The 25,782-nt window shown below is 62.3% G+C and carries 29 protein-coding genes; 17 read left to right on the top strand and 12 right to left on the bottom strand.

The features are described 5' to 3' along the window. The 5 genes from FJ319_06815 to FJ319_06795 all read right to left on the bottom strand — a co-directional run. The coding region (locus tag FJ319_06815) for an IS5/IS1182 family transposase (protein ID MBM3933999.1) at positions 1-132 on the bottom strand (132 nt) is incomplete at its 3' end. A gap of 144 nt (positions 133-276) precedes the next feature. Next, a complete protein-coding gene (locus tag FJ319_06810) occupies positions 277-1,470 on the bottom strand; it encodes a phosphoglycerate kinase (protein ID MBM3933998.1) in 1,194 nt (397 codons plus the stop codon). Between the two features lie 4 nt (positions 1,471-1,474). Continuing rightward, positions 1,475-2,011 carry a hypothetical protein gene (locus FJ319_06805; GenBank protein ID MBM3933997.1) on the bottom strand — a complete coding sequence of 179 codons (537 nt, stop codon included), beginning with the start codon at positions 2,009-2,011 and terminating at the stop codon, positions 1,475-1,477. A gap of 378 nt (positions 2,012-2,389) precedes the next feature. Continuing rightward, on the bottom strand, positions 2,390-3,403 hold the full coding sequence (locus tag FJ319_06800) for a polyprenyl synthetase family protein (protein MBM3933996.1): 1,014 nt from the start codon (positions 3,401-3,403) through the stop codon (positions 2,390-2,392). 88 nt (positions 3,404-3,491) lie between these two features. Next, a complete protein-coding gene (locus FJ319_06795; GenBank protein MBM3933995.1) occupies positions 3,492-4,142 on the bottom strand; it encodes a threonylcarbamoyl-AMP synthase in 651 nt (216 codons plus the stop codon). 54 nt (positions 4,143-4,196) lie between these two features. Between FJ319_06795 and guaA the strand changes: the two genes are divergently transcribed. From guaA to purS, 7 genes are all read left to right on the top strand, one after another. After that, positions 4,197-5,867 (top strand): glutamine-hydrolyzing GMP synthase, encoded by a 1,671-nt coding sequence (gene guaA, locus FJ319_06790; protein ID MBM3933994.1) that lies wholly within the window; start codon positions 4,197-4,199, stop codon positions 5,865-5,867. 8 nt (positions 5,868-5,875) lie between these two features. Then, positions 5,876-7,141: a phosphoribosylamine--glycine ligase gene (gene purD / locus FJ319_06785; GenBank protein ID MBM3933993.1), complete on the top strand. Its 1,266-nt coding sequence runs from the start codon at positions 5,876-5,878 to the stop codon at positions 7,139-7,141. A gap of 19 nt (positions 7,142-7,160) precedes the next feature. After that, entirely contained in the window at positions 7,161-7,619 is a 459-nt protein-coding gene (gene purE, locus FJ319_06780; protein ID MBM3933992.1) for a 5-(carboxyamino)imidazole ribonucleotide mutase, read from the top strand. A 109-nt stretch (positions 7,620-7,728) separates the two neighbouring features. Continuing rightward, entirely contained in the window at positions 7,729-9,021 is a 1,293-nt protein-coding gene (locus FJ319_06775; protein ID MBM3933991.1) for an adenylosuccinate lyase, read from the top strand. Between the two features lie 142 nt (positions 9,022-9,163). Then, positions 9,164-9,802 (top strand): DUF3105 domain-containing protein, encoded by a 639-nt coding sequence (locus FJ319_06770; protein MBM3933990.1) that lies wholly within the window; start codon positions 9,164-9,166, stop codon positions 9,800-9,802. Positions 9,803-9,805: 3 nt separating this feature from the next. Continuing rightward, positions 9,806-10,333, top strand: a complete 528-nt coding sequence (locus FJ319_06765) for a DUF3105 domain-containing protein (GenBank protein ID MBM3933989.1) — start codon at positions 9,806-9,808, stop codon at positions 10,331-10,333. A gap of 7 nt (positions 10,334-10,340) precedes the next feature. Then, positions 10,341-10,589, top strand: a complete 249-nt coding sequence (gene purS / locus FJ319_06760) for a phosphoribosylformylglycinamidine synthase subunit PurS (protein MBM3933988.1) — start codon at positions 10,341-10,343, stop codon at positions 10,587-10,589. 709 nt (positions 10,590-11,298) lie between these two features. Here purS and hisB read toward each other — a convergent pair. The 6 genes from hisB to FJ319_06730 all read right to left on the bottom strand — a co-directional run bounded on the left by hisB (position 11,299) and on the right by FJ319_06730 (position 16,952). Next, positions 11,299-11,892 carry an imidazoleglycerol-phosphate dehydratase HisB gene (gene hisB / locus FJ319_06755; protein MBM3933987.1) on the bottom strand — a complete coding sequence of 198 codons (594 nt, stop codon included), beginning with the start codon at positions 11,890-11,892 and terminating at the stop codon, positions 11,299-11,301. A gap of 27 nt (positions 11,893-11,919) precedes the next feature. Then, positions 11,920-13,125, bottom strand: coding sequence for a histidinol-phosphate transaminase (gene hisC, locus FJ319_06750; GenBank protein ID MBM3933986.1), 1,206 nt, complete (start codon positions 13,123-13,125; stop codon positions 11,920-11,922). Beyond that, positions 13,022-14,221, bottom strand: a complete 1,200-nt coding sequence (gene hisD / locus FJ319_06745) for a histidinol dehydrogenase (GenBank protein ID MBM3933985.1) — start codon at positions 14,219-14,221, stop codon at positions 13,022-13,024. Before hisD ends, hisC begins: the two co-directional genes overlap by 104 nt. A 125-nt stretch (positions 14,222-14,346) precedes the next feature. Continuing rightward, positions 14,347-14,670 carry a hypothetical protein gene (locus FJ319_06740; protein ID MBM3933984.1) on the bottom strand — a complete coding sequence of 108 codons (324 nt, stop codon included), beginning with the start codon at positions 14,668-14,670 and terminating at the stop codon, positions 14,347-14,349. A 29-nt stretch (positions 14,671-14,699) separates the two neighbouring features. Further along, the gene (hisG, locus tag FJ319_06735; protein ID MBM3933983.1) at positions 14,700-15,692 is read right to left on the bottom strand and encodes an ATP phosphoribosyltransferase; all 993 of its coding nucleotides are present in this window, start codon (positions 15,690-15,692) and stop codon (positions 14,700-14,702) included. A 21-nt stretch (positions 15,693-15,713) separates the two neighbouring features. Then, positions 15,714-16,952, bottom strand: a complete 1,239-nt coding sequence (locus FJ319_06730) for a hypothetical protein (protein MBM3933982.1) — start codon at positions 16,950-16,952, stop codon at positions 15,714-15,716. Positions 16,953-17,128: 176 nt separating this feature from the next. Here FJ319_06730 and FJ319_06725 point away from each other — a divergent pair, with 176 nt between their 5' ends. The 4 genes from FJ319_06725 to FJ319_06710 are packed head-to-tail and all read left to right on the top strand — an operon-like array spanning position 17,129 to position 20,369. Further along, positions 17,129-17,482, top strand: a complete 354-nt coding sequence (locus FJ319_06725; protein MBM3933981.1) for a PadR family transcriptional regulator — start codon at positions 17,129-17,131, stop codon at positions 17,480-17,482. Between the two features lie 28 nt (positions 17,483-17,510). Continuing rightward, positions 17,511-18,434 carry a DegV family protein gene (locus tag FJ319_06720; GenBank protein ID MBM3933980.1) on the top strand — a complete coding sequence of 308 codons (924 nt, stop codon included), beginning with the start codon at positions 17,511-17,513 and terminating at the stop codon, positions 18,432-18,434. A gap of 43 nt (positions 18,435-18,477) precedes the next feature. Beyond that, complete coding sequence (locus FJ319_06715) at positions 18,478-19,158, top strand: hypothetical protein (protein MBM3933979.1); 681 nt, start codon at positions 18,478-18,480, stop codon at positions 19,156-19,158. A 14-nt stretch (positions 19,159-19,172) separates the two neighbouring features. After that, complete coding sequence (locus FJ319_06710) at positions 19,173-20,369, top strand: hypothetical protein (GenBank protein ID MBM3933978.1); 1,197 nt, start codon at positions 19,173-19,175, stop codon at positions 20,367-20,369. A gap of 113 nt (positions 20,370-20,482) precedes the next feature. Here the strand turns inward: FJ319_06710 and FJ319_06705 are convergent, their stop codons facing one another. Beyond that, positions 20,483-20,677, bottom strand: coding sequence for a hypothetical protein (locus FJ319_06705; protein MBM3933977.1), 195 nt, complete (start codon positions 20,675-20,677; stop codon positions 20,483-20,485). Positions 20,678-20,802: 125 nt separating this feature from the next. On the opposite strand from FJ319_06705, the gene mnmA reads away from it, so the two are divergent. The 6 genes from mnmA to FJ319_06675 all read left to right on the top strand — a co-directional run bounded on the left by mnmA (position 20,803) and on the right by FJ319_06675 (position 25,737). After that, positions 20,803-21,924, top strand: a complete 1,122-nt coding sequence (gene mnmA / locus FJ319_06700) for a tRNA 2-thiouridine(34) synthase MnmA (protein MBM3933976.1) — start codon at positions 20,803-20,805, stop codon at positions 21,922-21,924. An 84-nt stretch (positions 21,925-22,008) separates the two neighbouring features. Then, on the top strand, positions 22,009-22,896 hold the full coding sequence (locus FJ319_06695; protein ID MBM3933975.1) for a hypothetical protein: 888 nt from the start codon (positions 22,009-22,011) through the stop codon (positions 22,894-22,896). 6 nt (positions 22,897-22,902) lie between these two features. After that, positions 22,903-23,634, top strand: a complete 732-nt coding sequence (locus FJ319_06690; GenBank protein ID MBM3933974.1) for a ribonuclease HII — start codon at positions 22,903-22,905, stop codon at positions 23,632-23,634. Next, positions 23,631-24,002 carry a YraN family protein gene (locus FJ319_06685; protein ID MBM3933973.1) on the top strand — a complete coding sequence of 124 codons (372 nt, stop codon included), beginning with the start codon at positions 23,631-23,633 and terminating at the stop codon, positions 24,000-24,002. Before FJ319_06690 ends, FJ319_06685 begins: the two co-directional genes overlap by 4 nt. 76 nt (positions 24,003-24,078) lie before the next feature. Next, a complete protein-coding gene (gene thiE / locus FJ319_06680) occupies positions 24,079-25,074 on the top strand; it encodes a thiamine phosphate synthase (protein MBM3933972.1) in 996 nt (331 codons plus the stop codon). 21 nt (positions 25,075-25,095) lie between these two features. After that, positions 25,096-25,737: a haloacid dehalogenase gene (locus FJ319_06675; protein ID MBM3933971.1), complete on the top strand. Its 642-nt coding sequence runs from the start codon at positions 25,096-25,098 to the stop codon at positions 25,735-25,737. Positions 25,738-25,782: the final 45 nt, after the last annotated feature.

Below are 25,782 nucleotides of genomic sequence, written 5' to 3'. Positions count from 1 at the left end.
GATATCTGACACCAGCTTTCCCATCTTTTCCCAGTCCACAACTTGGGCTATCCTCTCCAATCGCTCGTTACGCCCAACCTGCTCGGGAAGGAACGCTTCGATCATGGACGGGTTTCCCATATTGCGGTGCATGGCTCACTCCATTTTGCTATATCTTCCTCGCACAGGTATGATTATCGCCTCTACCTCGGGTTATGCAAAGGTCTCCTCGGGGAGAGGCCTTTGGCGCTCCGGCCAAAGGGTGAGGGTGTTGCATTTGGCCTTTGCTCAAGCGTGTTACTTATCCATCAGTGCGGCGACCCCGGGCAGCACTTTTCCCTCAAGGAACTCCAGTGATGCGCCGCCGCCGGTGGAGACGTGCGTCATCTTGTCCTGCAGCCCCAGCGAAATCACCGCGTCCGCCGTCGAGCCGCCGCCGATGACCGTCGTCGCATCCTTCAGCTTCGCCAGCGCGTTTGCAACTCGCTTCGTCCCTTGCGCGAACGCCTCCCACTCGAAAACGCCCATCGGGCCGTTCCACACCACCGTCTTCGCCTTGGCAATCTCGCTCTCGTACAGGGCCACTGTCTTTGGACCGATGTCCATTATCCGCCAGGTAGGCTCAACCTTGTCAATTTCCACTACCTTCGCCTTCGCCTTGTCAGCGAACGCGTCGGCAACCATGGCGTCTACGGGCAGCATTAGCTTCACACCCAGCTTCTTGGCAAGCTCAACAACTCTGCCCGCCTCCTCGACCTTGTCGTCCTCTACGAGCGACAGCCCGATCTGCTTGCCCTGCTGCTTGAGGAAGGTCGCAACCATGCCCCCTCCGATGATCAGCACGTTGACCTTCGGCGCCAGGCTCTCAAGGACTGAGAGCTTGTCGGATACCTTGGCGCCGCCGACGATCGACACAAATGGCTTCCTCGGCGCTTCCAGCGCCATGCCGAGCATTTGCAGCTCGCGGTCCATCAGGAGCCCCGAGACCGCCGGGATGAACTTCGCAACTCCCTCCGTGGAGGAGTGCGCCCTGTGCGCCGCCCCGAACGCGTCGTTCACATAGACCTGCGCGAGGGCTGCCAGCGCCTTCGCCAGTGCGGGGTCATTCTTCTCCTCGCCCGGGTGGAAGCGAACGTTCTCGAGTATTACAACATCGCCGGGCTTCATCGCCTTCACGGCCTTTTCCACCTCGGGGCCGGTGCAGTCCTTGAGCTGCGCCACCGGCTTTCCGAGCAGCTCCGAAAGGCGCTTCGATACGGGCGTGAGGCGCATGCTCTCATCCACCTTGCCCTTGGGACGGCCCAGGTGAGTGCAGATTACAGTCTTCGCCTTTTTGTCCTGCAGATACTTGATGGTGGGAAGCGAAGCCTTGATGCGAGAGTCGTCGGAGATGTCGGTGGTATTGGGGTGGAAGGTCACGTTAAAGTCAACGCGGAGGAGAACGGTCTTGCCGGCCACGTCAATGTCATGGACTGTCTTCTTTTTGTTCATTTCCCTACGCCTGTTGAAATAGTCTGCCTGGCTTGCGTTGAAGCTCGGCAAGCAACCTGTCCGCATCCTTCGGGTTGCGGAGGATGTAGACCTCTTTACCGTTTCGGTTTGCTTCGATCAGGGCCATTATCTTGGGTCTGATATCCTTGCGAAAGTTCCACATCCATTTGTAACAACTGACGTTTATCTTCTCCGGGCAATCCTCGCCCATGTCCGGCCTTACATGCCTCCGGTAGGTGAGGACACGCCTTGTAGTCCTCCACATGCACCGTATCCTCGAATAGTCCATGAATAGTATGGTATCAGCCGCCGGAATTCTGATGCCCATAGTGCTCATGTAGTTGCCGTCGATAATCCAGAGATCTTCCTCAACCAGCCTCTGAACGGTCTCGCGCCACTCCGGCTTCGGCGTCGGCGTCCAGCCCGGCCTCCAGTAGAGCCGGTCCAGATCGACGACCGGCAGCCCGGTTATCTCGCCCATCCGTCGGGCCAGCGTCGACTTCCCTGCGCCGCCGGAGCCGACTATTGCGACACGACGCATCGGTCTCAGCCTTTCCCTTTGCCAGGACCGCCCTTGGCATTTGATTCTTTGGGTCAGCCATCGCAATATTACACTGCTCGCCCATGGGGGAGCGGATGGGAGCGCTGAAGGCGCGGGCTATCTAAGCCCAGGGTGGAGCCCACGAAGGCTCTGCGGAGTGGGCGTAGCCCTGGGTACCCGGACCGAAGAATTTCTTAAGGCCTGAAGAGCCGAGATAATCTCTTGTCTGACCAGAGAGTATTTCGCCCCTTCAGGGCTGGGTGAAATACTATATCGAATTCCCAGGGCTGCGTGCCTTCGCGGAGCCTTCGGCACTCCACCCTGGGCTAAGCTATTCCGGCCCGTCAGGCCTCAAACCCGCTGCCTGTCTCTGCAATATCACTCGCCCATCAGGCCTTTCTCCACCTGCGCCAGGAGCTTCTTGCCTTCCGCTGTCACCCCTGCTGTCACGAGCGCATCGTGGGCCTCTTGCCTGAGGTTTTTGACCAGCCCCTCGCAAAAGTCCCGCGCGCCCAGCTCCTCAAGGACTCCACGCACGGATATCACGTCTTCAGGCTGCAGCACGCGCTTGAAGTAAATCTCGCCCAGGCGACGCTTGTCTTTCAGCGTTGCCTGCTCAAGCGCATGCACTACCGGTAGGAGCTTCTTCTTGTTGAGCACCTCGGTGCTTGGCGGCGCCGCCTGCGGGTCAGTCGGCCACAGCGCGTCGAGGTCCTCGCGAACCTGCCACGCAATACCCATTTTCGTGCCGTACACGCCCATCGCGTCCACCACGGCGGCGGGCGCTCCTGAGGCCAGCGCGCCCAGCTTCGTGGAGCACGCCAGCAGCGCGCCGGTCTTGCTGGAGGCCATTGCCATGTACGCTTCAACGCTCATGTCAATGCGCTCCTGCGCCTCGAAGTCGCGGAAGCGCCCTTCGCAGACCTCCAGGCCAGCGATGTCCAGCATCTTTAGCGCCCCGAACGTCACCTCCGGAGAGATGCCCCTGTCCATAAGCCTGAACAGCGCCAGCCGGGCCAGCGCATACATGCCATCTCCTGCATTGATCGCCTGCGCTGGGCCCCACACCCACCAGACGGCATCGCGCTTGAACCGCTGCGGGTGGCCCCCCTGAACGTCGTCGTGGATCTGGGCGAAGTTGTGGACAAGCTCCACTGCCGCCGCGGCCGGTAAAGCCGCCTCGGCCTCTCCCCCGGCCGCGTGCGCTGCGGCAAGGCACGCCACGCCGTGGTGGCGGTCCCGGCGCATGGGGACGCCCATGTTGCCGCGCTCGTCCTGCCATCCCAGGTGGTAGGCCATCATATTGTAAAGGGGCATCGTCCGCTCGCTGAAGATATCCTTCAGCTCGGCCTCTACCTTCGCCTCAAGAAGTTCAATGTTGATCGCAATCACCTAAAATCGCCCTGTCGGCACAGATTGCCGAGGTCAAAAAAGGACCCCGACTCCTCGGGGCCCCCGCGTCCTCTCAATTCGACGGTGCTCAGAGCACCTTCATGCCGCAGATACGTTCGATCTCCTCACGGGATACCGCTCCCTCCCGGACTAGCCGCGGAGGTACGGTTGATACGTCGATGACCGTCGAAGGGACTCCGCCCTCGCACTCGCCTCCGTCGACGATGTAGTCGACATCGGTCCCCAGTTCCCGCCGCACGGCGTCGGCCGTGGTCAGCCCGGGCTTTCCCGAGCGGTTCGCGCTCGTGCCGGTGATCGGGCCGCCGAGGAGCCGGACTATCTGCCTGGGCACCGGGTGGTCAGGCACCCTCACTCCAACTGTATCCTGGCCGCCGGTCACCACATCCGGAATCGCCGCCCCGCGCCTCAGCACGATCGTGAGTGGGCCGGGCAGAAACTCCTCCGCCAGCTTGCGGGCGAGGTCGGGAACATCGGCAACGTACTTGGGAATCTCGCTTACCTCGGCCAGGAGCACCGGCAGGGCCATTGCCGAGGGCCTTCCCTTTATGGCGTAGAGCCTTGCAACAGCCCCGGGGTTGAGCGCAGAGGCGGCAAGGCCGTAAAGGGTGTCGGTAGGGACCGCAATGACCCCTCCGTGCCTCAAAACGTCCACCGCGGAGCGTATCTGCGAATCGATGGGCGTTCCGGCGCGGTAACTTGCCAAACCCGTTCCCAAAATGTGATTATTATTCGGCGCTTATTATAGCAGGTGACAGGGCAAGACGCTTCAACAATGACTACGGAAAACAAGCCCACCCAGAGCCATCGAGTAGCGGCGAGCGACGACCTTGAGGTCTCAGCTTACCTTGAGATAGCCAAGCAGAAGGGTGGGCCGGACCCACAGTCACAGCCTGCCAGGCCGCCTCAGAAAGGCGCCGTCCTGATAATTGACTTCGGGTCCCAGTACAGCCGCCTGATAGCCCGCCGCGTCCGCGAAGCCCACGTCTACTGCGAGATAATCCCCCACGACGCCACCTGGGAGAGTGTCGCCCACCTGGAGCCAAAGGGCGTCATTATGTCCGGCGGCCCCGCTAGCGTCTATGAAGACGGCGCGCCGATGGCCCCTGCATGGGTCTACAACAGCAAGTTGCCGGTCCTCGGCATCTGCTACGGCATGCAGGTCATGGTCCACCAGCTCGGCGGCAAGGTCTCGCCGGCGCGAAAACGCGAATACGGCCACGCCGTCATCCACCAGAGCGGGACGGACCAGCCCCTCTTCAAAGGACTCGAGCAGTCGATTCCCGTCTGGATGAGCCACGCCGACCATATCGTTGCTCCCCCGCCCGGCTTCTCGGCGCTTGCGTCCAGCGAGAACTCGCCTGTGGCCGTTACGGGCAACGAGCAGGGCATGATCGGCATCCAGTTCCACCCGGAGGTCGCCCACACCCCCGACGGCAAAGCGATGCTCCGGAACTTCGTGTTCGAAATTTGCGGCTGCAGCCCGTCCTGGACGCCGGCGAACTTCGTGACGGAGGCAGTCGAGAACATCCGCATGCAGGTTGGCGACGGCAAAGTCATCTGCGCCCTCTCGGGCGGCGTCGACTCCGCCGTGGCCGCGATGCTCGTGCACAAGGCCGTGGGAGACCAGCTAACCTGTATCTTCGTGAATAACGGCCTCATGCGCCGTGAAGAGCCGCAACGAGTTGTGGACACCTTCCAGAAGCACATGAAGCTCAACTTCGTTCATGTGGACGCAACCGACCAGTTCCTCACCGCGCTCAGTGAGGTGATGGACCCCGAGGAGAAGCGCCGCGTCATCGGCAGCGAGTTCATCAAGGTCTTCGACCGCGAGGCCTCACGCCTGGGCAAGGTGGACTTCCTCACTCAGGGTACGCTCTACCCGGACGTGATAGAGAGCAAGACGAGCGACAACAAAGTCTCCGCCAAGATTAAAACACATCACAACGTGGGCGGCCTGCCCAAGAATATGAAGCTCCGCCTCGTGGAGCCGCTGAGGTACCTCTTCAAGGACGAGGTCCGACTCGTCGGACTGGAGCTCGGCCTCTCCGAGAGCATGGTCTACCGCCAGCCGTTCCCGGGCCCCGGCCTCGCCATCCGCGTAATGGGCGAGGTAACCCGCGAGAAGCTTGAGATACTGCGCTCCGCGGACTGGATCGTCATGGACGAAATCAAGGGCAACAACCTCTACCGCGAGCTCTGGCAGAGCTTCGCCGTCCTGACCAACACGCAGTCGGTCGGCGTCGTCGGCGACAACCGCACCTACGGCCACGTCGTCGCTATCCGTGCGGTCACGAGCGACGAGGCGATGACGGCAGACTGGGCGCGCCTGCCCTACCAGGTGCTCGCCCGCATCTCCAGCCGCATTGTCAACGAGGTGCCTGGCGTCAGCCGCGTCGTATACGACATCACCAGCAAGCCCCCGGGCACGATCGAGTGGGAGTAGGGGCACCGGTGAACGTCCTCCTCGTCGGCAAGGGCGCGCGCGAGCACGCTATCGCGTGGAAGCTCAAGCAGAGCCCTCTTCTGCGCGAGCTTTATGTCGCGCCGGGAAACGCCGGCACTGCGGCAATCGCGAAAAATGTCCCGATTCCCGTAACTGACGTGCCCGCCCTCTTGAAGTTCGCGGCGGAAAACAAAATCGACTTCACTATCGTGGGACCCGAAGCCCCGCTGGCTCTTGGTGTCGTAGATGCCTTCCAGAAGGCAGGCCGCTCGATCTTCGGCCCCACGAAAGCAGCCGCACAGCTCGAAACTAGCAAGAGCTTTGCCAAGGGCGTGATGCTCCGGAGCGGCGTCCCCACGGCCCAGGCGAAGACCTTCACAGACTTTGCGGCGGCGCGCGACTACGTCGCTGCCGTTGAGCCGCCCATCGTGGTGAAGGCCGACGGCCTCGCCGAGGGCAAGGGTGTGGTCGTGGCAGAGACCCGGGACGAGGCCACCGCAGCCCTAAAGCAGCAGATGGTGGACAGGCAGTTCGGCGCAGCGGGAGAGAAGGTCCTCATCGAGGAATTTCTCCAGGGCCGCGAGGTTAGCGTATTCGGCATCGTAGACGGCCAGAGCGTCTCCTCGCTCGTAGCCGCATGCGATCACAAGCGTGTAGGTGACGGCGATACAGGGCCCAACACCGGCGGCATGGGCACTTTCAGCCCGCCGTCGCGGATGCTATGGAACCCGGAGGTGGCGGACCGCGTCCTCAAGTCTGTCTTCCGGCCAGTCGCCAAGGCAATGTGCGACCTCGGCACACCCTATCGCGGCATTCTGTACGCCGGGATCATGATGACCGGGCTGGGACCTAAGGTGTATGAATTTAACGCGCGTTTCGGCGACCCTGAAGCGCAGGTCATTATCCCTCGATTGAAAACCGATCTTTTGAACGTTATGATTAGTGCGGCCAAAGGGGACCTGGGCAATATAACGCTCGAATGGGACCCTAGCCCGTGCGTGGGCGTTGTTGTGGCCTCCGGCGGTTATCCGGGCAAGTACCCTACCGGCTTCCCTATCACCGGCCTCGACAAGACCGACACGGATGTCATGGTCTTCCACGCGGGCACGAAGCCGATGCCGGATGGCACGGTCGTCACGGACGGCGGCCGGGTGCTGACGGTAACAGCCATCGGCGACTCACACGAGGCCGCCAGGAGCAAGGCTTACGATAACGCCCGCCGCATCTCCTTTACCGGCAATTTCTACCGCAACGATATTGCGGCCAAAGTCTAACCTGGAGGTACAGTCTCTCATGCCGCTAGTAGGTGTCATCTGTGGCAGCAAGACCGATGTCCCCCTTCTGAAGGACACCGAAGAGGTCCTGACCCAAATGGGGATCGAGTACGAAGTCGTCGTCGCCTCGGCCCACCGCACCCCGGACAAGGTCCGCGAGTTCGGCATGTCTGCCCGCAGCCGCGGCCTTGAGGTAATCATCGCGGCCGCCGGCGGCTCCGCCGGCCTCCCGGGCTGCATAGCCTCCTGGACCACCCTCCCGATTATCGGCATCCCATTGCCCACGAGCGAGCTCAAGGGCGTCGATTCCCTTCACTCTATCGCAATGATGCCGCCGGGGATCCCCGTAGCCTGCGTCGCGATCGGCTCCTGGGGCGCGCGCAACGCCGCGTTCCTCGCCGCCCAGATCCTGGGAATCAAGCACGACAAGATCCGCAAGGCCTACGACGACTACCGCGAGGGGCTCAAGACGAAGTGAAAAGTATGAAGGATGAAGTATGAATTATGAAATGGAGATCGAAGGGCCTTCGGATAGGACCTTCACCATTCATACTTCATAATTCATCATTTGCTGCCGGAGGACCTAATTGATTGAGCGGTACGCCAGGCCCAAAATGAAGCGGGTCTGGTCCGATGAGAACAAGTACGACAAGTGGCTGCTCGTGGAGCTCGCCGCCTCTGAGGCGTGGACCGAGCTGGGCGTGATCCCTGTCGCCGACATGGAAAAGCTGCGCCACGCGAAGTACAACATGGACCGCCTCAACGAGGTGCTCAAAAAGACGAAGCACGACGTTACGGCGTTTCTGAAGTCGATCACGGACTTCCTCGGCCCCGAGGGTCGCTGGATTCACCACGGCCTGACCAGCAACGATGTTTGGGACACGGCGACCAACCTGCAGATACTGGATGCCGCTGACCTGCTAATGGAGGAGATCGACTCCCTGATAGAGACTCTTGGAAAGCGCGCTGTGGAGCACAAGAAGACGCTCATGATGGGCCGCACCCACGGCGTCCACGCGGAGCCGATCACGTTCGGCCTCAAGATGGCGCTCTGGTACGAGGAGATGAAGCGCAACAAGCTCCGCCTCGCACAGGCGCGCGAGATGATCGCCGTAGGCAAGATTTCCGGCCCGGTAGGCACCTTCGCGTCCGTACCGCCCGCTGTTGAGGCGTCCGTGTGCGCCCGGCTGGGCCTCAAGCCCGCGCCCGTCTCCAACCAGGTTATACAGCGCGACCGCCACGCCCAGTTCATAACTACCCTCGCGCTGATAGCTTCGTCTCTGGACAAGTTCGGCACGGAGATTCGCGGCCTCCAGCGCACGGAGGTCCGCGAGGTTGAGGAAGCCTTTGGCGAAGGCCAGACGGGCTCGTCCTCGATGCCGCACAAGCGCAACCCCGAGCTCAGCGAGCGCGTATGCGGCCTTGCGCGGCTCATCCGGGGCCACGCGGTGACGGCCATGGAAAACGTTGCGCTGTGGGGCGAGCGCGATATCAGCCACTCCTCGGCGGAGCGAATCATCCTGCCGGACGCCTGCATGGCGCTGGACTACTCACTGGACCTTTTCAACGGCGTCATGAAGGGCCTGCGCGTCTACTCGGACCGCATGCAGGAAAACATGGAAATCACGCGCGGGCTCGTATTTTCCCAGCGTGTCCTTCTCGCCCTCATTGAGAAGGGCATTAGCCGCGAGGACGCCTACAAGATCGTCCAGGGTTGCTCGAAGGTGACGTGGGATGAGCACAAGGACTTCCGCGAGCTTGTCCGCACGCACCCCACTGTTTCAACAAAGCTGTCCGGCGGGGACCTGGACGGGATCTTTGACTACAACTACTACGCCCGCCACGTGGACGAGGTCTTCGCGCGCATTGGCCTGAATTAGGCCGAGACCTGGGCGCCGAAGTTAATAACTATTGCTCACGGCAACGCGTTGAAGAAGGTTATACTGATTGCCGGCGGTTGACCGGCAAAGCGATAACCTAGGACAATATCCGGCAGCGAATTAAAGTCTATTGCGAGGTACCATGACGACCAAAAAGACCTCAACCCCAACGCCGGCGCAGAAACGCCAGCGCCTGACGCCCACACAGGCAAGGGCGGCGCGCAGGGAGAGGCAAGATAAGAAGAAGAAGCTGCAGCGCGGCCTTTGGGCGGGGCTGGTTGGACTGATATCCATCCTGTTCCTTGTCTCGCTGTTCGCAGGCAGCCTGCCTTTCAGCAACAACAACCCCTCCGGCCCTTCTGGCCCAGGCACCCGCTACGAGTCCCAGGGCGGAACACACATTGCGGTCGGCGACTCCCATGCCGCCTACAGCACAAAGCCCGCCACCTCTGGCTGGCACTACGACACAACCGCGCCGTGGGGCGTCTACACGGAGCCCGTCACGGAGGAGCGCGTCGTCCATAACCTGGAGCACGGCGGCGTAATCATCTACTACAACTGCCCGGACAATAGCTGCGCGGACGACGTCGCCAAGCTCACCAGCTTCGTCCGTAGCACCGACGAGACGATCCTGGCGCCCTACCCGGACATGGATGCCAAATTCGCACTGGTCGCCTGGACGTTCATGCAGAAGCTTGACGCTTATGACGAGGAGGCCGTCCGCGCCTTCGTCAACGCGCACCTGAACTCGCCGAACTCACCAGAGCCCTTCGCCAGGTAAAGCTTGAAGCTAAATTCCGGTGTCCGCATCTCCATTGTTGCGGCGGCACTCGTCGCCGCAACAATGGCTTGCGGCTCCGGCGACACCTCCACCCCGACGGCCCAACCCACGCTTGCCGGCGAGCAGAAGCTCCCGAGCCTGGGGACTGTTCACATTGCAAACGGGACAACACACTCTGCGTACAACTCAAAGCCCGCCACGTCCGGCCCGCACTACGCCGGCTGGGCGCAGTGGGGAGTGCACGACGAAGTGCTGCCGGATGAGGTCCTCGTCCACAACCTGGAGCACGGCGGCGGCGGCATCCACTACAACTGCCCGGACTCCTGCCCGACGGTCGTGACTGCGCTTGACCAGTTCGCTATCGATTACGACAAGGTGATCGTTAGCCCGTACCCGGGCATGGAAAAGCGGTTTGCTCTTACCGCGTGGACTTATATCGATTCTTTTGATGACTACGATGCGGCCCGGATAGAGGCGTTCATCAAAAAACACATGAACTCCCCCGAGGCCCCCGAGCCCCTCGTGAGGTAACCTACTGATGTACCTAGCCCGCGTGTACGTAACTCTCAAGCCCACCGTAAACGACCCCAAGGGGCTGGCCATACAGGCCGGTCTGAAGGACCTCGCGTACTCCTCGGTAACCAGCGTGCGCCTCGGCAAGTACCTGGAAGTCAAGCTCGCCGAAAAGAGCGAGGCGGACGCGAAGAAGAAGGTGGACGGCATGTGCCGCGACCTGCTGGCCAACATGGTCATCGAGGACTACCGTTTCGACCTGGAGCAGGTGTAGGGCTAGAGATCGACCGTTACGACGCCCCCGCCGTCGGCGGCGAGGTCGATCACGAAGGTCCATTTGCCTGAGTAATCGACCGGCACCTGGAAGCCCACTGCCCCTTTTTCCGTCGTTCGGGCGGCTACCTCCCAGTTCGGCGGAAGCTCCTCGCCTATGCCTATGGCCATGATATCCACCTCGTACCTCCGCCCCCAGAGTCCCGGAGCGACGTTAGCTGGACGGTGTCGAAGACTTGCACTTCGCTTGTGGGGTTTTCCACCTCGACGCTCACGTAGAAGAACGGTTTGCCCTGCTCCGGCTCGAAAGGACCGAAACCCATTGTGGTGTAAGTCCGGACCACGGTTATCCGGATAGCGCCGACAGGTATCTTCTCCCCAGCGGCGTATCTGGTGCGTGCGGTAGGAGCCGGTGTGGGAGAAGGTACTGAAGTGCTAGCGGGAACCGGAGACGTCGCCGGCGTCACGTCCGGCGTGCGCGCAGGGCTGCTTTGGACCGTTGCAGGTGGCACCGCTATTGGGGTCGCGCTGGGCGCGGCAACAGTGGGCACGGATGTGAATGCGGGTACGGGACTGCCGGTCGCCTGACCGCCGCATGAGGTCAGCAATAAGACGGCCGGCGCCGCCAGGCGCCAGGTGAGTCCGAGCCCGACGGGGTGCCCGGTACGGTCCCACGCTAAAACATACCGCCGGAGATGCAATCCCACCCTCTACCCGATCGTGCCCTTGGTGCTGGGCACCTGCCCACCGAGGCGCTCATCCAGAGACAGAGCGGCGCGCGTGGCCCGCGCCAGCGCCTTGAACGTGGCCTCCGCCTTGTGGTGGTTGTTCGCGCCGGACTCTATGCGGACATGCAGGTTGAAGGCCCCCTCACGCGCCATCGATTCCAGGTAGTGGTTGATAAGGCTGCCGGCCAGCCCGCCCAGGTCGCTGTCACCTATTTCCGCGTCGATCACAGCGTATCCGCGCCCGCCGAAGTCAACGGCCACGAACGCCAGCGTCTCATCGAGGGGCGCGTAAGCGTGGGCCATGCGTGTGATGCCCCGGGCATCGCCGACCGCCTGCTTGATTGCGCGGCCCAGCAGTATGCCGGTGTCCTCAACCAGGTGGTGCCAGCCAACGTGCGTGTCGCCCCGGGCGGTGATTTCAAGGTCGAACAGGCCGTGGCGGGAGAAGGCGGAGAGGAGGTGGTCGAACATCCCGTTTCCGGTGTCGATCCTGTACTTCCCCGCCCCATCTATGTTGAGCTCGATCGCGATCTTAGTCTCGCCCGTTTCCCTGTTCAGCTTCGCTGTTCGTGGCATCTCGGCCGCCTTCCGCGTGGTCTCGTATTAAACAAGCTCTTTGAGGGCTGAAATGAGCGCGTCCGTGTGCTCCGGCTTCCCCACGCTCGTCCGGATGTAGTTCACCAGCCGCTTTGAGCCATATCTTCGGAGGAAGATGCCGCGCTTCGCAAGGCTATCGAAGATGTGTTGCGAACGACCTTGCGGAACTTCGAACAGGATGAAGTTGCCCCCGGACGGGAGCGGCGTGATCCCCGGAACAGACTTCAGGAGCGCGAAAAGGCGCTCCCGCTCAACAATCAGCAGGTCGCGGTTCCTGTCCAGGTACGCCGCGTCCTCAATGGACGCATACAGTCCTGCTTCTGCCGCGGTGCTGATGTTGTACGGCTGTTTGATCTGAATGATGCGCGAAACGAAATCCGGGTGCATCACGCCGTATCCTACCCGCAGTCCTGCGAGCCCGGCCCACTTGCTCATCGTGCGCAGCACGACCAGGTTCGGCGTCTCACTCACCATATGAATGAAGCTCTTGCCGCAAAAGTCGTAGTAGGCCTCATCCACGGCCACAAGCAGCCCCGTGTCCAGTATCTCGCGCAGCGTCTTCTCGGAGAGGACGTTGCCGGTGGGATTGTTGGGCGAGGTCAGAAAGATGGCCTTCGACCGGCTGTCGATTGCGCGCTTGACCGCCGCCACGTCCACGTCGAATAGCTCGTCGCGCTGCACGGTCTTGACCTGCACCTCGTTGACGCCCGCATCGAAGCTGTACATTCCGAAGGTGGGGTCGCAGTCGATAATGTTGTCGCCGGGGGCGAGCACCAGCCGGAACAGCAGGTCGATGATCTCGTCGCTCCCCGCTCCCGCGATAACGCTGTCCGGGCTTACGCCCAGGAACTTGCCAAGCTCCCTTCGCGTGCGCCGCTGCTCAGGGTCAGGGTAGATGTTGTACGGCACAGCGGCCACAGCGGCCGCCACTTTCGGAGAGCAGCCGTAAGGGTTCTCGTTGGCGTTCAGGCGGATGACCTGCGCCTCCGGGATGCCCATTCTCGCCGCCTGTTCCTCGATTGGGTCGACGGCCTTGTAACCCTCCACCTTGCGGATGTGAGGGCGAATGAAGTCGCTCGCATTAATTCTGGCCGTCAAAGTGACACCTTTAGCCCTTCCCAAACTCTTCGCGGATTTCCGCCGCTTCGGCGTGCGCTGTGAGCCCCTCCGCGCGGCCGATAACGGAGGCCGCCCTTGCCACGACCATGGCAGTCGCCTCGTCGAGGCCGATCACCGGGCTTACTTTGAGGAACGAGCGCACGTTCAGTCCGGACCCGAACCTGGCGGTTCCCGCCGTGGGCATTACGTGGCTTGGACCGGCGACATAGTCGCCCAGGACCTCGTGCGAGAATTCGCCGAGGAAGATAGCGCCGGCGTGCTTCACCCTCCCCACATGCGTCCATGGGTCGCGTATGGCCAGGCACATGTGCTCCGGCGCGAAGGCGTTGGCCAGGTCGAACGCGTGCTCCAGCGTTTCCACCACGGCAATAACGCCCTGGTGGTCAACGGATGCGCGTATGGTGTCTGCTCGATCCAGGCGCGCCAGTCGAATGTCGATCTCGCGGCTGACGGCCTCCGCCACCTCCAGCGAGGTGGTGATGAAGACCGGGCGCGCCATTACGTCGTGCTCCGCCTGGGCAATCAGATCAGCGGCGCAAAACGTTATGTTGGCCGTTTCATCCCCGATGACAACCGTCTCGGTCGGCCCGTACAGCCCGTCGATGCCGACGTCGCCGTAAACGAGCTTCTTGGCGATGGTGACGAAGATGTTGCCCGGCCCGCAGACCATGTCCACCTTTGGGATGCTCTCCGTCCCGTACGCGAGGGCGGCTATCGCCTGGGCGCCGCCCACCTGGAAGACCCTGTCCACCCGCGCAATGTCCGCCGCCACCAGCACGGCCGGATGAACGGGCTTGCCCTTGCCGGCGGGGGTGGCAACGAATACCTCGCGGACGCCCGCTACCCTTGCGGGTATGGCAGACATCAGAACGGTAGACATGAGAGGCGCACTTCCGCCCGGGATATAGGCGCCAACGCTTTCAACGGGGTTAAAGACTTCGCCGTAGCCCTGTTTGAAGTCGGTCCAGCCCTTTGGCATGCTGGCTTCGTGGAACATGCGGACGCGGCTCGCCGAAAGGTCAAGCGCGTCCACGAGCTCTCCCGGCACCTCATCGTAAGCGCGGTCGATCGCTGATCGGGGCACTTCGATGGCGTCGAGCGCCGCGCCGTCAAACTTGATGGACAGATCGCGGAGCGCCGCGTCCCCGTCCTTGCGTACGCGGTCGATGATCGCCTGCACGGCCTGCATGGGCGTGAGCCTGGCCCCGAAAACTTCTTGCGTTCGCTTCAAAACGTGCGGCGGCACGGCGTCCAGGTTTAGCCCCCGGCCGGCGCATAGCGCTTGCTTCGCCCTGTCGAGCCCGCGAACTATTTTCAACCCTGTGACCCCTGTTGCGGAGCAGCCCCTTCTTCGGGCCCGCTGCCGGGACTCTTTACCTTGATTGTAAACTTCGCGTCGCCGGCCCGCAGCAAAGTCATCAGGCCGCTTCGCAGCATGCCGGACATCTGTTCACCCTGCGGCGTGTCCATCACGGTCACGAGCTGGGGCATTGCCTCGGCGATCTGCTTGATGACTTCGGGCTCAAAAAACCCTTCGGCGTCCTTCAACCACGCGTCTACCGCAGCTTGACGAACAACCGGGTCGGGCTGCGCAAGCGCGTCGAAGAGCGCGCCTCCCAGCTCATTAACGTCAACCATTCGGGGACCCCCTTGAGGCGGCGGACCGTTTACTGCCGGTTGGCGCGCAGACGCCTGGCCGCCTTGCATTCGGAATGGAACACGTAGTGCGGCTGGGAAACCGTCACGCTGCTCCCGCCGATCTTTCGGAACTGTTCAACTGCCTGGAGCAGCTTGTTCTTCTCTACTATTACGGTCACGGCATACATGCCGGCGCCGTCCCTGGTGAAGACGCGGGAAATCGTGGGGCCGCGCAGGCCGGAAATGTATGCCTGCTCCAGGACAAACCGGGCCACGTCCTCGGGGGATTCCCCACGCATGTTCGCTGTAACGCTGTAGTACTCCAGCGACTGCCGGTGGGCCTCGATGCGCTCGACGATCGCAGTTGCCTGGCTGAGCTTCGCTTCGGAGGCGATTATTAGGGGCTTGTTGATGATGAGGCATGCCTCGGACTTCATAATCGTCCCGCCGTGAACGGTCTTCAGGCGGTTGGCGCTCATCGTCGTGCCCGTGGACGAGATGTCCGCGATTATGTCCGCGTAGCCCATGACCGGCGCAGCCTCGAGTGTCCCGCTGGAAGGGACGAGCGAGATGTAATTCACGCCGTTGCTGAGCAGGAAGCGCTCCACTACCCTCGGGTATTTCGTTGCAATTCGCAGGTCCCGCCCCTGCTGCCGGAACTCCATCGAAAGGTCCGCAAGGTCGGACAGGGAAGTCACGTCAACCCAGGAGTCTGGAACGCCCAGAACGAGCTCGGAATGGCCGAACCCAAGCTGGTCGATGACCACCTCGGCGTCGCCGCCCTCGCGCCCCTTCTCGACAAACGTGTCGTGCCCGACGATCCCCATGTCGGCGCTGCCCTCCTCCACCTTCATGGCGATGTCGGAGCCTCGCTGAAAGTGGACCACCACTCCCGGCACAGATGGGATGTCGGCTGTGTATTTTCGGGGGTTGGGGCGCGAGACGCTGAGGCCGCAGGCCTTCAGGAAGGCCTGGGCCGGGTCGGAGAGGGCGCCGTCGCTCGGAATCGCAAGACGAAGCACGTTAGTCCTCGATCGTCTGGTTTACTTCAAAAGGTCAACAACATTGTCCATTGTGAGGGCGAAACCGAGCGCCGGCACATCTTCGCCGCCCAGCGCCCGCACGAGGCCGTCGTATCGGCCGCCGCCGCCGAGGGAAGCTCCCGCGGCGGCCTGGGGATGCTCAACTTCGAAGATCATGCCGGTGTAGTACGAGATGCCTCGCGCCAGGCCGAAATCGAGAGTTAGACATGCGTCATCGATGCCTCGCTTGCGCAAATCATTCGCGAGCGCGGAAAGATCGTCCAGAGGCGAGGCGTCTATGCCGTGCGATTTGAGTACGACGCCAGCGCGGTCTATCGCCGCGCCCGGCGCGCCGTCGATGCGGGCAAGCTGGTCGATGAGGGCGAGCGCGGACTCCAGGTTGCCGGGCTGGCTGGCCTCCCGTACTTTCCGGAGGAGCCTGTCGACGATCTGCTCCGGTGTGCGTCGCCCCGTCGGGCTTGACATCGCCTCGCCAAGGACCCCTTCGATGAAATCGCGAGTCGAATCGCCGTCAATGTAGGCCGCGCTATCGTCGACGGTGATTTTGAGCCCCGCCCTCAGCAGGCCGACCCTGGCGGCCTGCTCGGTGAGTTTTGAGAGAGTTGTCTGCCCGGTCTTGATGGCCTGGATATTGCTGATTATGAAGAGGCGGCCGGCTTCCGAGAGGCCGAACCCGCCGATAAGCTCCTGCAAAACGCCTATGTTGCCGATGCGGATACCGAAGCCGGTGACGCCGATACTCCGCAGGCCTTCCCATGCGATCGAGAGGGCCTCAGCATCCGCCTGCGCTCCCGCGGCGCCGATCAGCTCCGCGCCCGCCTGAGTGAACTGCCTGTAAGCGCCGACGCCGTGCTGTTCGTACCGAAAGACCGGCCCGCTGTACCTGAAGCGTACAGGGCCGTTGAATCCGGCGCGCTCCTGTATGTAGTGGCGAATGACTGAAGGAGTAAACTCCGGCCGCAGGCTCACCCTGTGTCCGCCTGGATCGACTAAGGTGTACAGCCGGCTTGTCAGCTCACCGCCCGATTTGCGGACGAATAGCTCGGTCTCCTCCACCACGGGAGTATCGATGGCGGCGTACCCCTCCTGTTCGAGGAGCGCACTGAACCTCTCCGTGGCGCCCGTAAGCTTCTGTAACGGCTTGCCCGTGGCATCCGCCATGCCTGCAAGTCGGTATACCTTGCTGCTCTGCAAATCCTGGCTCCCAAGTGACATGCGGCCATTGTACAACAGCTTCAAACGGCCATTCAACGAAGTTCGTAATCTTGAAACCGGCGTAAGGGCACGACCGAAATCCAATTTCTGGTGGTTGTACGTAGGTATATGTAACAGTGAAGATCGTCATTAGTGATTGGGAGGGGCACGTGACGACCGTTCTGGAAACCCCCGTTGGCCCGGCTGCCGGCAACCTTGATCTGTACAGGAGGGAGCTGCTCAAGGGCAGCACCGAGACTCTGATCCTGTCCCTGCTTTCAGAAAACCCCATGTACGGCTACCAGCTTGTCAAGGAGATGGAGCGACGCAGCATGGGCTACTTCCGGCTCAAGGAAGGCACCCTCTATCCGGCACTTCACCGTATCGAGCGCGATGGCGTTATCGAAGGCCGCTGGGAGCTCTCCGAGAATGGCCAGAGCCGACGCTACTACCATGTGACGCGCCAGGGTCTCGACCGTCTTGCGGACCTGCGCAGCGAATGGCATGATTTCATCCACGCTGTCAGCCTCATAGCAGACCACGTAAGGCCCCTGCCCCGAGCTGTGGCCGTTTAGCCCGAGAACCAGACAAGCCTCGCAGTTGATGGTAGAATCCACCACTGTTGCAATCCCCGCCCGAGGTTGGCGTTTGCCTACCGGCAGACCATATAAAGTAGCGATCGTGACCGATAGCTCCGCTTCACTGCCGCCAGATGCCGGCCGGCTCGGCCCTCTTTTCGTCGCTCCGTTGCAGCTAGTGCTGGACGGTCGGACGTACCTGGACGGCGTGGACATGACTCCGGCGGAATTCTACCGGCGACAGAGCGCTTTCGGCGGCACAACCACTACCTCGGCGCCCACCCCGAATAGTTTCCAACAGGCCTTCACCCGCGCCCTGGAGGTTGCGGACTCCGTTCTTTGCCTCACCGTTTCACCAAACTTCAGCGCTACGCACGCTGCAGCGATCGCAGGGCTTCAGGCCGCCGCGGATGGGATGGAACACCCACTACCCATCTCGATCGTCGATACTGAGAGCGCGGCCGGCGGTGAAGGACTTGTGGTAACCGCAGCCCTCCGGGCGGCGGCGGCGGGGGCCGGGCTGGAGGAGGTGACCTTCGTGGCAAGGAACGTGACAGGTCGCGTCCATCTAGTCGCGTATCTGGATACGCTGTACTATGTCTGGAAGAGCGGTCGCGTTCCGGTTGTGGCCCACTGGGGTACGTCTGTGCTCCAGATCAAGCCGATTTTTGAAATGAGGCGTGGCGCAGTAAAGAGCCTGGCGAGAGTGCGTTCGGCCAGGGGGGCAGCAGAAAAACTCCTGGACCTTGTGCGCAAGCGCATAGAGGGTCCCCTCCACGCCACTGTGATGCACGCGAACGCGCCTGAGATGGCCCTCTCGGTCACCGAAGTGCTACGCAGCAGCTTCGAAGTCAGGGAGTTGTATGTCAGCGAGTTTTCGCCCGTGATGGGCAGCCACACTGGGCCGGGCCTCGTGGGAATAGCCTATTGGTGCGAAGAGCGGCAGTAGCCCCATCTACTTTTTTTCCTGTGCCTGTAACTAAGGAGGACCCATGGCAAGTCACATTCTCAGGTTATTGGAAGACAGGCTCGGACCCGACAAGCAGCTTCAGCCTCCCTTGATGAAGCTCCATCGCGTCATTTTCGTCGCCGAGGGCGACATGACGGTCAAAGTCGGTAAGGACTCGCGCTACTTCGCGGCAAACCAGGCATGGTTCGGCACGGAATCCCCGGCGGTCACTGCTGGGAAGGGGGGCGCGAAGCTGTGGCGTTGGGAGCTTGTCGACAAGATGGGATCGGACGAGGCCCGCAACCTGGGGGACTCAGACAGGCCGAAGCTGAAGCTATCCGCCGACATCACCCTGGACCCAACGGAGCAGTACCTGATACGGTGTGACCGGGTTGACTTCCCTCTCGGGGGCGTCGCGTATACCCACACGCACGCCGGCCCGGGCATCCGCTGCCTCTACCGCGGCAAGTTCATGGTGAGCGTAAATGGCCACCAGACCCACCTGGACCCGGGCGCCCCGTGGTTCGAGGCAGGCCCGGACCCGGTCTACGCTGAGGCGTCAAAGACCGAGCTCACGAGCTTTATTCGCACGATGGTGCTGCCGGCGCGTTTGAAGGGCCAGAGCTCCATCAAGTACGTTAAGGACGAGGACAGGGACAAACCCAAGACCCAGACCTACACACGGTTCGTGGACGACCTGATCGACCTCAAGTCAGCAATCTAGACTCGGAGCTTTCCATGCCGCGCAAACCGTTCTTTGGCGCTCTCTATACCTATCCCTGGGACATCACCGACGAAGGGACCGAAAAGGCGCTCGACCGCATTGTTGACCTTACCGGGTGCAGCGAGCTGGTTGTCACGCCTATCTACCATGTCGCCAACTACTTCCTGCCGCACAACCCCAAGCACCCGATAATGCACGGTGAGAACGGCGCGGCCTTCTTCTCCCCAGCCATGGCCCGGTATTCGAAGACCCAGCTCCATCCAAGAGTGAGCACGTACGTCCGCGACCCCCACTACTTCGAGCGCATTGTCGAGGCCATTGAGAAGCGCGGGCTCCGGTTCAGCGCCTGGATCGTCTACTTCTTCCAGCATGCCATGACCGAGCGGTACCCGGAATTTGCCAAGCACGATGCCTTCGGAACGCCGTACTTCGGCCAGATCAGCCCGTCCTCCAAGGACGCACAGGAATACGCTGTCGTACTGTCCGAGGAAATAATGGAGCGGTTCAAGCCGCACGCGGTCCTTGTTGAGGCGCTCCAGCGGCAGCAATGGCGTCACGGAATGCTGAAGAACAAGTTCGCTGGGGAGATGACTCCCCGGTGCGAGTTCCTGTTGAACCTCTGCTTCAATCCCGGCTCAATGGAAAACGCCGAAGAAGGCGGCATGGATGCCGTGAAGTTCCGGCGGGAAGTGGCAGACTGGCTGCGGTGGCAGCTCGCCATGATGCCGGCCGAGGCGGACGGTGCGCCCGTAACAAAGGAGTGGGTTGACGAGGCATTCGACGGCCAGCTCTGCAAGTACATGGATATCAGCGAGAGGGTCGCCACGGACCTTTGGCTCAGAGTCGCCCAGGTGATCAAGAAGGGCGGCGGCAAGGTGCAGTCTGACTTCCTCACCCAGGGGGACCGCGCCTGGACAACGGGCCTGAATTCAGTCATAAACAAGCAGATAGACCGCATGACCACGGGGATAACGAAGACCGGTGACGACGCAAAGAAGGAGGCCAGGGGCTACCTGGACATGATTGCGCCCAAGGGCGAGCTTCTTGTCCCGATATCCGTGCCCGCCACGGTGGATTCGGCGCCCATGGTTGAGCAAATGAGAACCGCCTACGCCGCCGGCGCCGTTGGGGGGCTTTTCTACAACTATGGCCTGCTCCGTGAGAAACAGCTGGCAATGATCGGCCAGGCCCTTAAGGCAGTGAACGCATAGACGCGATGCAGTTGTAGCTGCACAGCATGCTGTGCAGCTAAAAAAACTGGAAACATCAGGGGCCACGGATATCCGTGGCCCCTGAGTTTTCCAACCAGTCTGATTCCGGCCGCTTAGCTGGGCGTCGCCGAGTCCAGGTTAAGAAGGTACTTGCGGCCCTTGCCGGCCCCGTCGACAATCACAACCTCGTGCACGTAAAGGTTGTGGGAATCGATCTTGGTGGACTTGCCGGTCGTCTCGACGGTCAGCCCGCCCGGGGATGTGAACTTCATCCCCGCCTTTACTGCTCCGGTATCTGCGTACTTCATATCGCCTCCTGGCCCCCGCCTGGGGTGCATCACTGTTTCGCCACGATTTTACCAGCCCTCACCGGATTTCGCACCATGCAAAACAACCTTCACCAGCCCGCCCTGCCTGTGCTAACCTTGAATCTATGGGAAAGAAGCGTGTAATTGTCGCAATGAGCGGCGGGGTCGACTCTTCCGTTGCCGCTCTACTACTCCACCGCCAGGGCTACGAGGTGATCGGCGTCACGATGCGCCTGTGGACGGTGGAACGCTCCGACGTGCCCGAGCACAGCAAGCGCTGCTGCTCGGTGGAGGACGTGGACGACGCCCGCCGGGTCTGCCAGGTGATCGGCGTGCCGCACTACGTCCAGAACTTCGAGCGGGAGTTCAAGGAGCACGTAGTTGACTACTTCGTGCGAGAGTACGACCGCGGCAGGACGCCTCACCCATGCCTGGCGTGCAACGACAAGATCAAGTTCGACTTTCTCCTGCGCCGCGCCATGTTCCTGGACGCGGACTACATCGCCACCGGCCACTATGCGCGCATCCGGCGTGAAGGCGACCGCTTCCACCTGCTGAAGGCAGCGGACCCGAAGAAGGACCAGTCTTACGTCCTCTTCACCCTGACACAGAATGAGCTAGGCCGCCTTCTGTTCCCCATCGGTGAATACCCGAAGGAGGAGATCCGGGCGCTTGCGGCGGAAGCCGGCCTGGCCACGGCGGACAAGCCGGACAGCCAGGAGATATGCTTCATACCGGACGGCGACTACAAGAAGTTTGTCGGCGGGATGAGCACGCCCAGGCCGGGCGACTTCGTGGGCGTGAACGGCGAGAAGCTGGGGCAGCACCCGGGGGTGCAGTTCTTCACCGTGGGCCAGAGGCGCGGCCTGGGCATAAATACGGGCGGCAAGTCGATGTTTGTCATCAAGATTGACGCCGTTGATAACAAGGTTGTGCTTGGGGGGGAAGACAATCTCCTCCGCACCGACCTTTTCGCCTCCCGGACGAACTTCCCTTCCGGCCTGCCGCAGGGCGTCCCAGTAACGGTGACGGCGAAGATCCGGTACAAGGCCTCAGAGTCGCCCGCCACCCTGGTCTCACGCGGCGATTGGGCGGAGGTCCGCTTCGATGAGCCGCAGCGCGCCATCACGCCCGGCCAGGCAGTTGTCTTTTACCAGGGCGAGGAGCTCGTAGGCGGCGGCATCATTGAAGTTGACAGGCCCGCCACTGTTCACGACGAGTCCAAGACCGCTGGAATCGCTCGCTAATCGCGCCCCGATTAACCCCCACGCGGCCTTTTCCTTTTGATACACTACTGCCCGTGTCTCTAACCTGTCCTCCAGGACATTCTTATGACCGAATTAGTCCTGTCCAACGACCACGGCCGCGTGGTCATTTCGCCCCTCGCCGGGGCGACCGTGCGCTCTCTGTCCGTGAAGAGCGCCGGCGGCGAAATGCGGGAGCTGCTCACCGGCGGCGAGGGGCCTTTCGACCCGTTTAAGGCGCCACAGGGCACCGGCTCGTTCATCATGGCCCCTTGGCCAAGCCGCATGACGAATGCGGTGCTCTTCGCCAACTCCAGGACGTACCAGCTCGTACCGAACCGCGGCCAGCACGGCCACCACGGCTTCGTGCGGGAGCGGCCATGGACTGTTGTAGAGTCGACCGCCACGCGGGCGGTGTTCGAGCAGTCGCTCACATACCCGTGGCCTTTGCCCGGGAAAGCGGTCTACGAGGCCGTGCTGGACGGCCCTTCGTTCAAGGAGACCCTCACCTTCAGCTCTGGAGGCAAGTCGCGGTACCCGATCGGTTTCGGCTGGCACCCGTGGTTCAGGCGGGATATCGGCACGGGGGAGCTTACCGTCCAGTCGCCGGGGCAGCTCACGGACTGGGAAATATCGGACGGCGCACCCACCGGCAAGCAGGTCCCGGTGCCGGAGGATCTCGATCTTCGCAGTGGTCGCAACCCCGCGCCCGGCGCCTTCAACAACTGCTTTTCGATTTCGCCCGAGTCACGGGTCACCGTGGCCTGGCCGGACTCAATTTCGCTGGAGATACTATCGTCAAAAGAGGTCAGCAAGCTGGCCGTGTACTCGCCTGAGGGCTCAGTTTGCGTTGAACCGTGGTCGTGCGTGTCGGACGGGTTCAGGCTGGCGGCCCAGGGCGTTCCGGATACCGGCGTGCAGCACGTTGTCCCGGGCGCGCCGGTGACCGGCTGGACGCGCTGGAGCTGGGGCTGAAATGCCATGGCAGCAACCCGCGTTACAGCCGAGGCGATGGTCCCCACGTACAGCGAGGAAGCTGCGCTGCTTGCGGACGGCTATTCACTGATCGCCGGGCTTGACGAGGCCGGGCGAGGCCCGCTGGCCGGACCGGTTGTTGCTGGCGTTGTCATACTGCCGCCTGACCCAAGGGGTAAGTGGGTAGAGTGGGTGAAGGACAGCAAGCAGCTAACTGCAGCGCAGCGGGAGCGGGTACTACCGTACATCCTGGAGCACGCGCTTGGCGCGGCGCCGGGGGTGGCGACGGCCGATGAGATCGACGCCATCGGCATCGCCCCGGCCACGCGGCTGGCGATGATGCGGGCGCTCAATTCTCTCGCGTTCATGCCCCAGTACCTGCTCCTCGACGCTTTCCCACTGCCTGACGCAGCCCTGCCTCAGAAGCCGATCATTCACGGTGATGCGTTGTGCCTGTCCATAGCCGCGGCCTCCATTGTGGCCAAGGTCGCCCGCGACAGGCTCATGCACGAGCAGCACGACATTTTCCCGGAGTACGGCTTTGCCCAGCACAAGGGGTACGGCACCGGCGACCACCTGCGCCACCTCGAGCGCCTTGGGCCGTGCGCTATACACCGCTATTCCTTTGCGCCGATCAGGACGTGGGGTTACCAGAGGACCGTTATACGAGTTCCCTCTCCATCTATGGTCGCGCGGCCATCGATGGCGGACGGCCAGCCGGGGAAGAAAGGCCCATGACCAACCGCAGGCAGGAAACTGGTAAGCGCGGTGAGGAGGCGGCGCGCAAGTTCCTGGAGCGGCGTGGGTACCGGGTGCTGGAGACGAACTACCGCACCCGCTTCGGCGAGATAGACATCGTAGGCGAGAAGAACGGCGCGGTCGCCTTTCTTGAGGTCCGTACGCGCGCCGTTAACTCTCCCTACGGCTCACCGGAGGAGTCGCTCACCAGCCACAAGCGCTCCCACATGGTGCTCGCAGCGCAGCTTTACTTGCAGCACAAGCGCATGGAAGACCGTGACTGGCGCATCGACCTGGTCGCCGTGGAGATCGGCGCGGGCGGAAGAATTGCCCGGATGAGCCTGGTTGAGAACGCCATAGAGCTGTAGGGCCGGTCAAGTCCTGTTCGTATCCGCTGCGTGTTACAATCTCCGGTACACTCACTCCCCTTCCGGAACGGTCTTCATGAACCCATTTCTTGCAGCGCACCTGAGCTCCCTCATCGCAAACATCCGGTACCTGGAGGCATTCGTCACCGCGCCGCTTGGCCTATACTCGGACATCCGCATGCTTCGTGAGTCGGTCCCATCCCCGGAGGCCGCCGAGCTCTCCCTGGCGGCCCAACAGGAGCAGCGGCTGATGTACCGCAGCCTGTCATCGGACCCGGCGTCGCTGGCGCTGAGGGCCGTCAGGCACTCCCAGGAATCGCTGGGGATATTTGAGAAGTCCAGGGAGAGCCCTCTGAATGCCGACTGGACGTCCCGCGCGCGCAAGGTGCTGACGAGGGCGGAGCAAAAGGTCGGCGGCGATATCAGGGCGAAGACGGCGGCCAGGTTGACTGGGCTCTATGTGATCGTGGACCCTGAAGCTTCGAAGGGTCGACCGGTGCAGGACGTGGCCCAGGCGGCGCTGAGCGGTGGCGCGAGCGTGCTGCAGCTCCGGGACAAGCGCGGCGACGTCGGGGCCGTGCTAACCATGGCCAGGGCGCTGAAGGCGATGTGCGACTCCAGGTCAGCCCTGTTCATCATGAACGACGACGCCGCAATTGCATATGCCGCCGAGTCGCACGGCCTCCACGTTGGACAGGCAGATCTCCCGCTGATTGAGGCCCGGAAGGTCCTTTCGCCATGGCAGATCCTTGGCCGTTCTAATAACTCCATGGATGAAGTCGCAGCTTCGATCTCGGCTGGCGTGGACTATCTCGCGGTGGGCGCGATCTATGCCACCTCCACTGGGGGGAAGGGAGGCAGGCCCGTCGTCGGCCTGGACCTGGTGCGTAAGGCGAAGGATGTGGCGTCGCAGCCGGTGGTGGCCATCGGCGGGATTAATCGTGCCAACGTCGCGGAAGTCGTGAAGGCGGGCGCGGACTCCGTCTGCGTCATCAGCGCGGTCACCGGCGCCGATAACCCGGAAGCGGCGGCCAGGGAGCTCGTGGATGCCATCGCATCGGACCGCAAGTAAGTAGCAGGCAGGAAGAAAACCATGACGGAATTGAAGGACCGCCTCACCGCAATCGCAGACACGTCCCGGGCAAGCTTTCTCGCCACACACGAGGCCCGAGAGGTTGCGCTCAAGCTCTCGCGAGAGATCATTCGCAATTCGGCCAACTCTATCCGGGCCACTCACCGCGGCGAATTCGCCCAGGCACGGGCGATGCTGGCCGAGGTGGGGAATATCGCGGCCGAGGTGCATGCGAAGGTTGACCCCCTGCCTCGAGTCTTCTACGCCGGATTCGTCGAGGATGCTCTCAAGGAGTACGCCGAGGCCCGGGCAACGCTCGCATTCGCCGAGGGCAGCGAGCTGCCCTCGCCGGAGGACATTGGCGTGGAGGCCGGGCCGTACCTGAATGGCCTGGCAGAGGCGGCGGGCGAGCTCCGCAGGTTCATCCTGGATTCCTTGCGCAAGGACGACTTCTCCCGTTGCGAAGAGCTCCTGGACACAATGGACGAGATATACACCATCCTGGTCTCAATGGACTTCCCTGAGGGCGTCACGAACGGGCTCCGCCGCACGACGGACCAGACGCGCGGCATCCTTGAGCGCACGCGCGGCGACCTCACGATGGCCCTCCGCCAGCAGCGGCTTGAGTCCAAGCTGGCCGAGTTCCAGGGCAAGGTCCCGTAACAGCAACCTGATAAGATCGTTTGGATTGCAATTTCGTGTAGCCCG

The organism is SAR202 cluster bacterium, assembly GCA_016872355.1.
GTDB lineage: Bacteria > Chloroflexota > Dehalococcoidia > Lucifugimonadales > VGZY01 > VGZY01.
This window is presented reverse-complemented; position numbering and strand designations above follow the sequence as displayed.

Coding starts and splice junctions, on each gene's coding strand:
- FJ319_06810 (MBM3933998.1), bottom strand. CDS start 1,470: ATGAACAAAAAGAAGACAGTCCATGACATTGACGTGGCCGGCAAGACC.
- FJ319_06805 (MBM3933997.1), bottom strand. CDS start 2,011: ATGCGTCGTGTCGCAATAGTCGGCTCCGGCGGCGCAGGGAAGTCGACG.
- guaA (MBM3933994.1), top strand. CDS start 4,197: ATGACTACGGAAAACAAGCCCACCCAGAGCCATCGAGTAGCGGCGAGC.
- purE (MBM3933992.1), top strand. CDS start 7,161: ATGCCGCTAGTAGGTGTCATCTGTGGCAGCAAGACCGATGTCCCCCTT.
- FJ319_06770 (MBM3933990.1), top strand. CDS start 9,164: ATGACGACCAAAAAGACCTCAACCCCAACGCCGGCGCAGAAACGCCAG.
- purS (MBM3933988.1), top strand. CDS start 10,341: ATGTACCTAGCCCGCGTGTACGTAACTCTCAAGCCCACCGTAAACGAC.
- hisB (MBM3933987.1), bottom strand. CDS start 11,892: ATGCCACGAACAGCGAAGCTGAACAGGGAAACGGGCGAGACTAAGATC.
- hisD (MBM3933985.1), bottom strand. CDS start 14,221: ATGCAGGCCGTGCAGGCGATCATCGACCGCGTACGCAAGGACGGGGAC.
- FJ319_06740 (MBM3933984.1), bottom strand. CDS start 14,670: ATGGTTGACGTTAATGAGCTGGGAGGCGCGCTCTTCGACGCGCTTGCG.
- FJ319_06720 (MBM3933980.1), top strand. CDS start 17,511: ATGGTAGAATCCACCACTGTTGCAATCCCCGCCCGAGGTTGGCGTTTG.
- FJ319_06715 (MBM3933979.1), top strand. CDS start 18,478: ATGGCAAGTCACATTCTCAGGTTATTGGAAGACAGGCTCGGACCCGAC.
- FJ319_06710 (MBM3933978.1), top strand. CDS start 19,173: ATGCCGCGCAAACCGTTCTTTGGCGCTCTCTATACCTATCCCTGGGAC.
- FJ319_06705 (MBM3933977.1), bottom strand. CDS start 20,677: ATGAAGTACGCAGATACCGGAGCAGTAAAGGCGGGGATGAAGTTCACA.
- mnmA (MBM3933976.1), top strand. CDS start 20,803: ATGGGAAAGAAGCGTGTAATTGTCGCAATGAGCGGCGGGGTCGACTCT.
- FJ319_06695 (MBM3933975.1), top strand. CDS start 22,009: ATGACCGAATTAGTCCTGTCCAACGACCACGGCCGCGTGGTCATTTCG.
- FJ319_06690 (MBM3933974.1), top strand. CDS start 22,903: ATGGCAGCAACCCGCGTTACAGCCGAGGCGATGGTCCCCACGTACAGC.
- FJ319_06685 (MBM3933973.1), top strand. CDS start 23,631: ATGACCAACCGCAGGCAGGAAACTGGTAAGCGCGGTGAGGAGGCGGCG.
- thiE (MBM3933972.1), top strand. CDS start 24,079: ATGAACCCATTTCTTGCAGCGCACCTGAGCTCCCTCATCGCAAACATC.
- FJ319_06675 (MBM3933971.1), top strand. CDS start 25,096: ATGACGGAATTGAAGGACCGCCTCACCGCAATCGCAGACACGTCCCGG.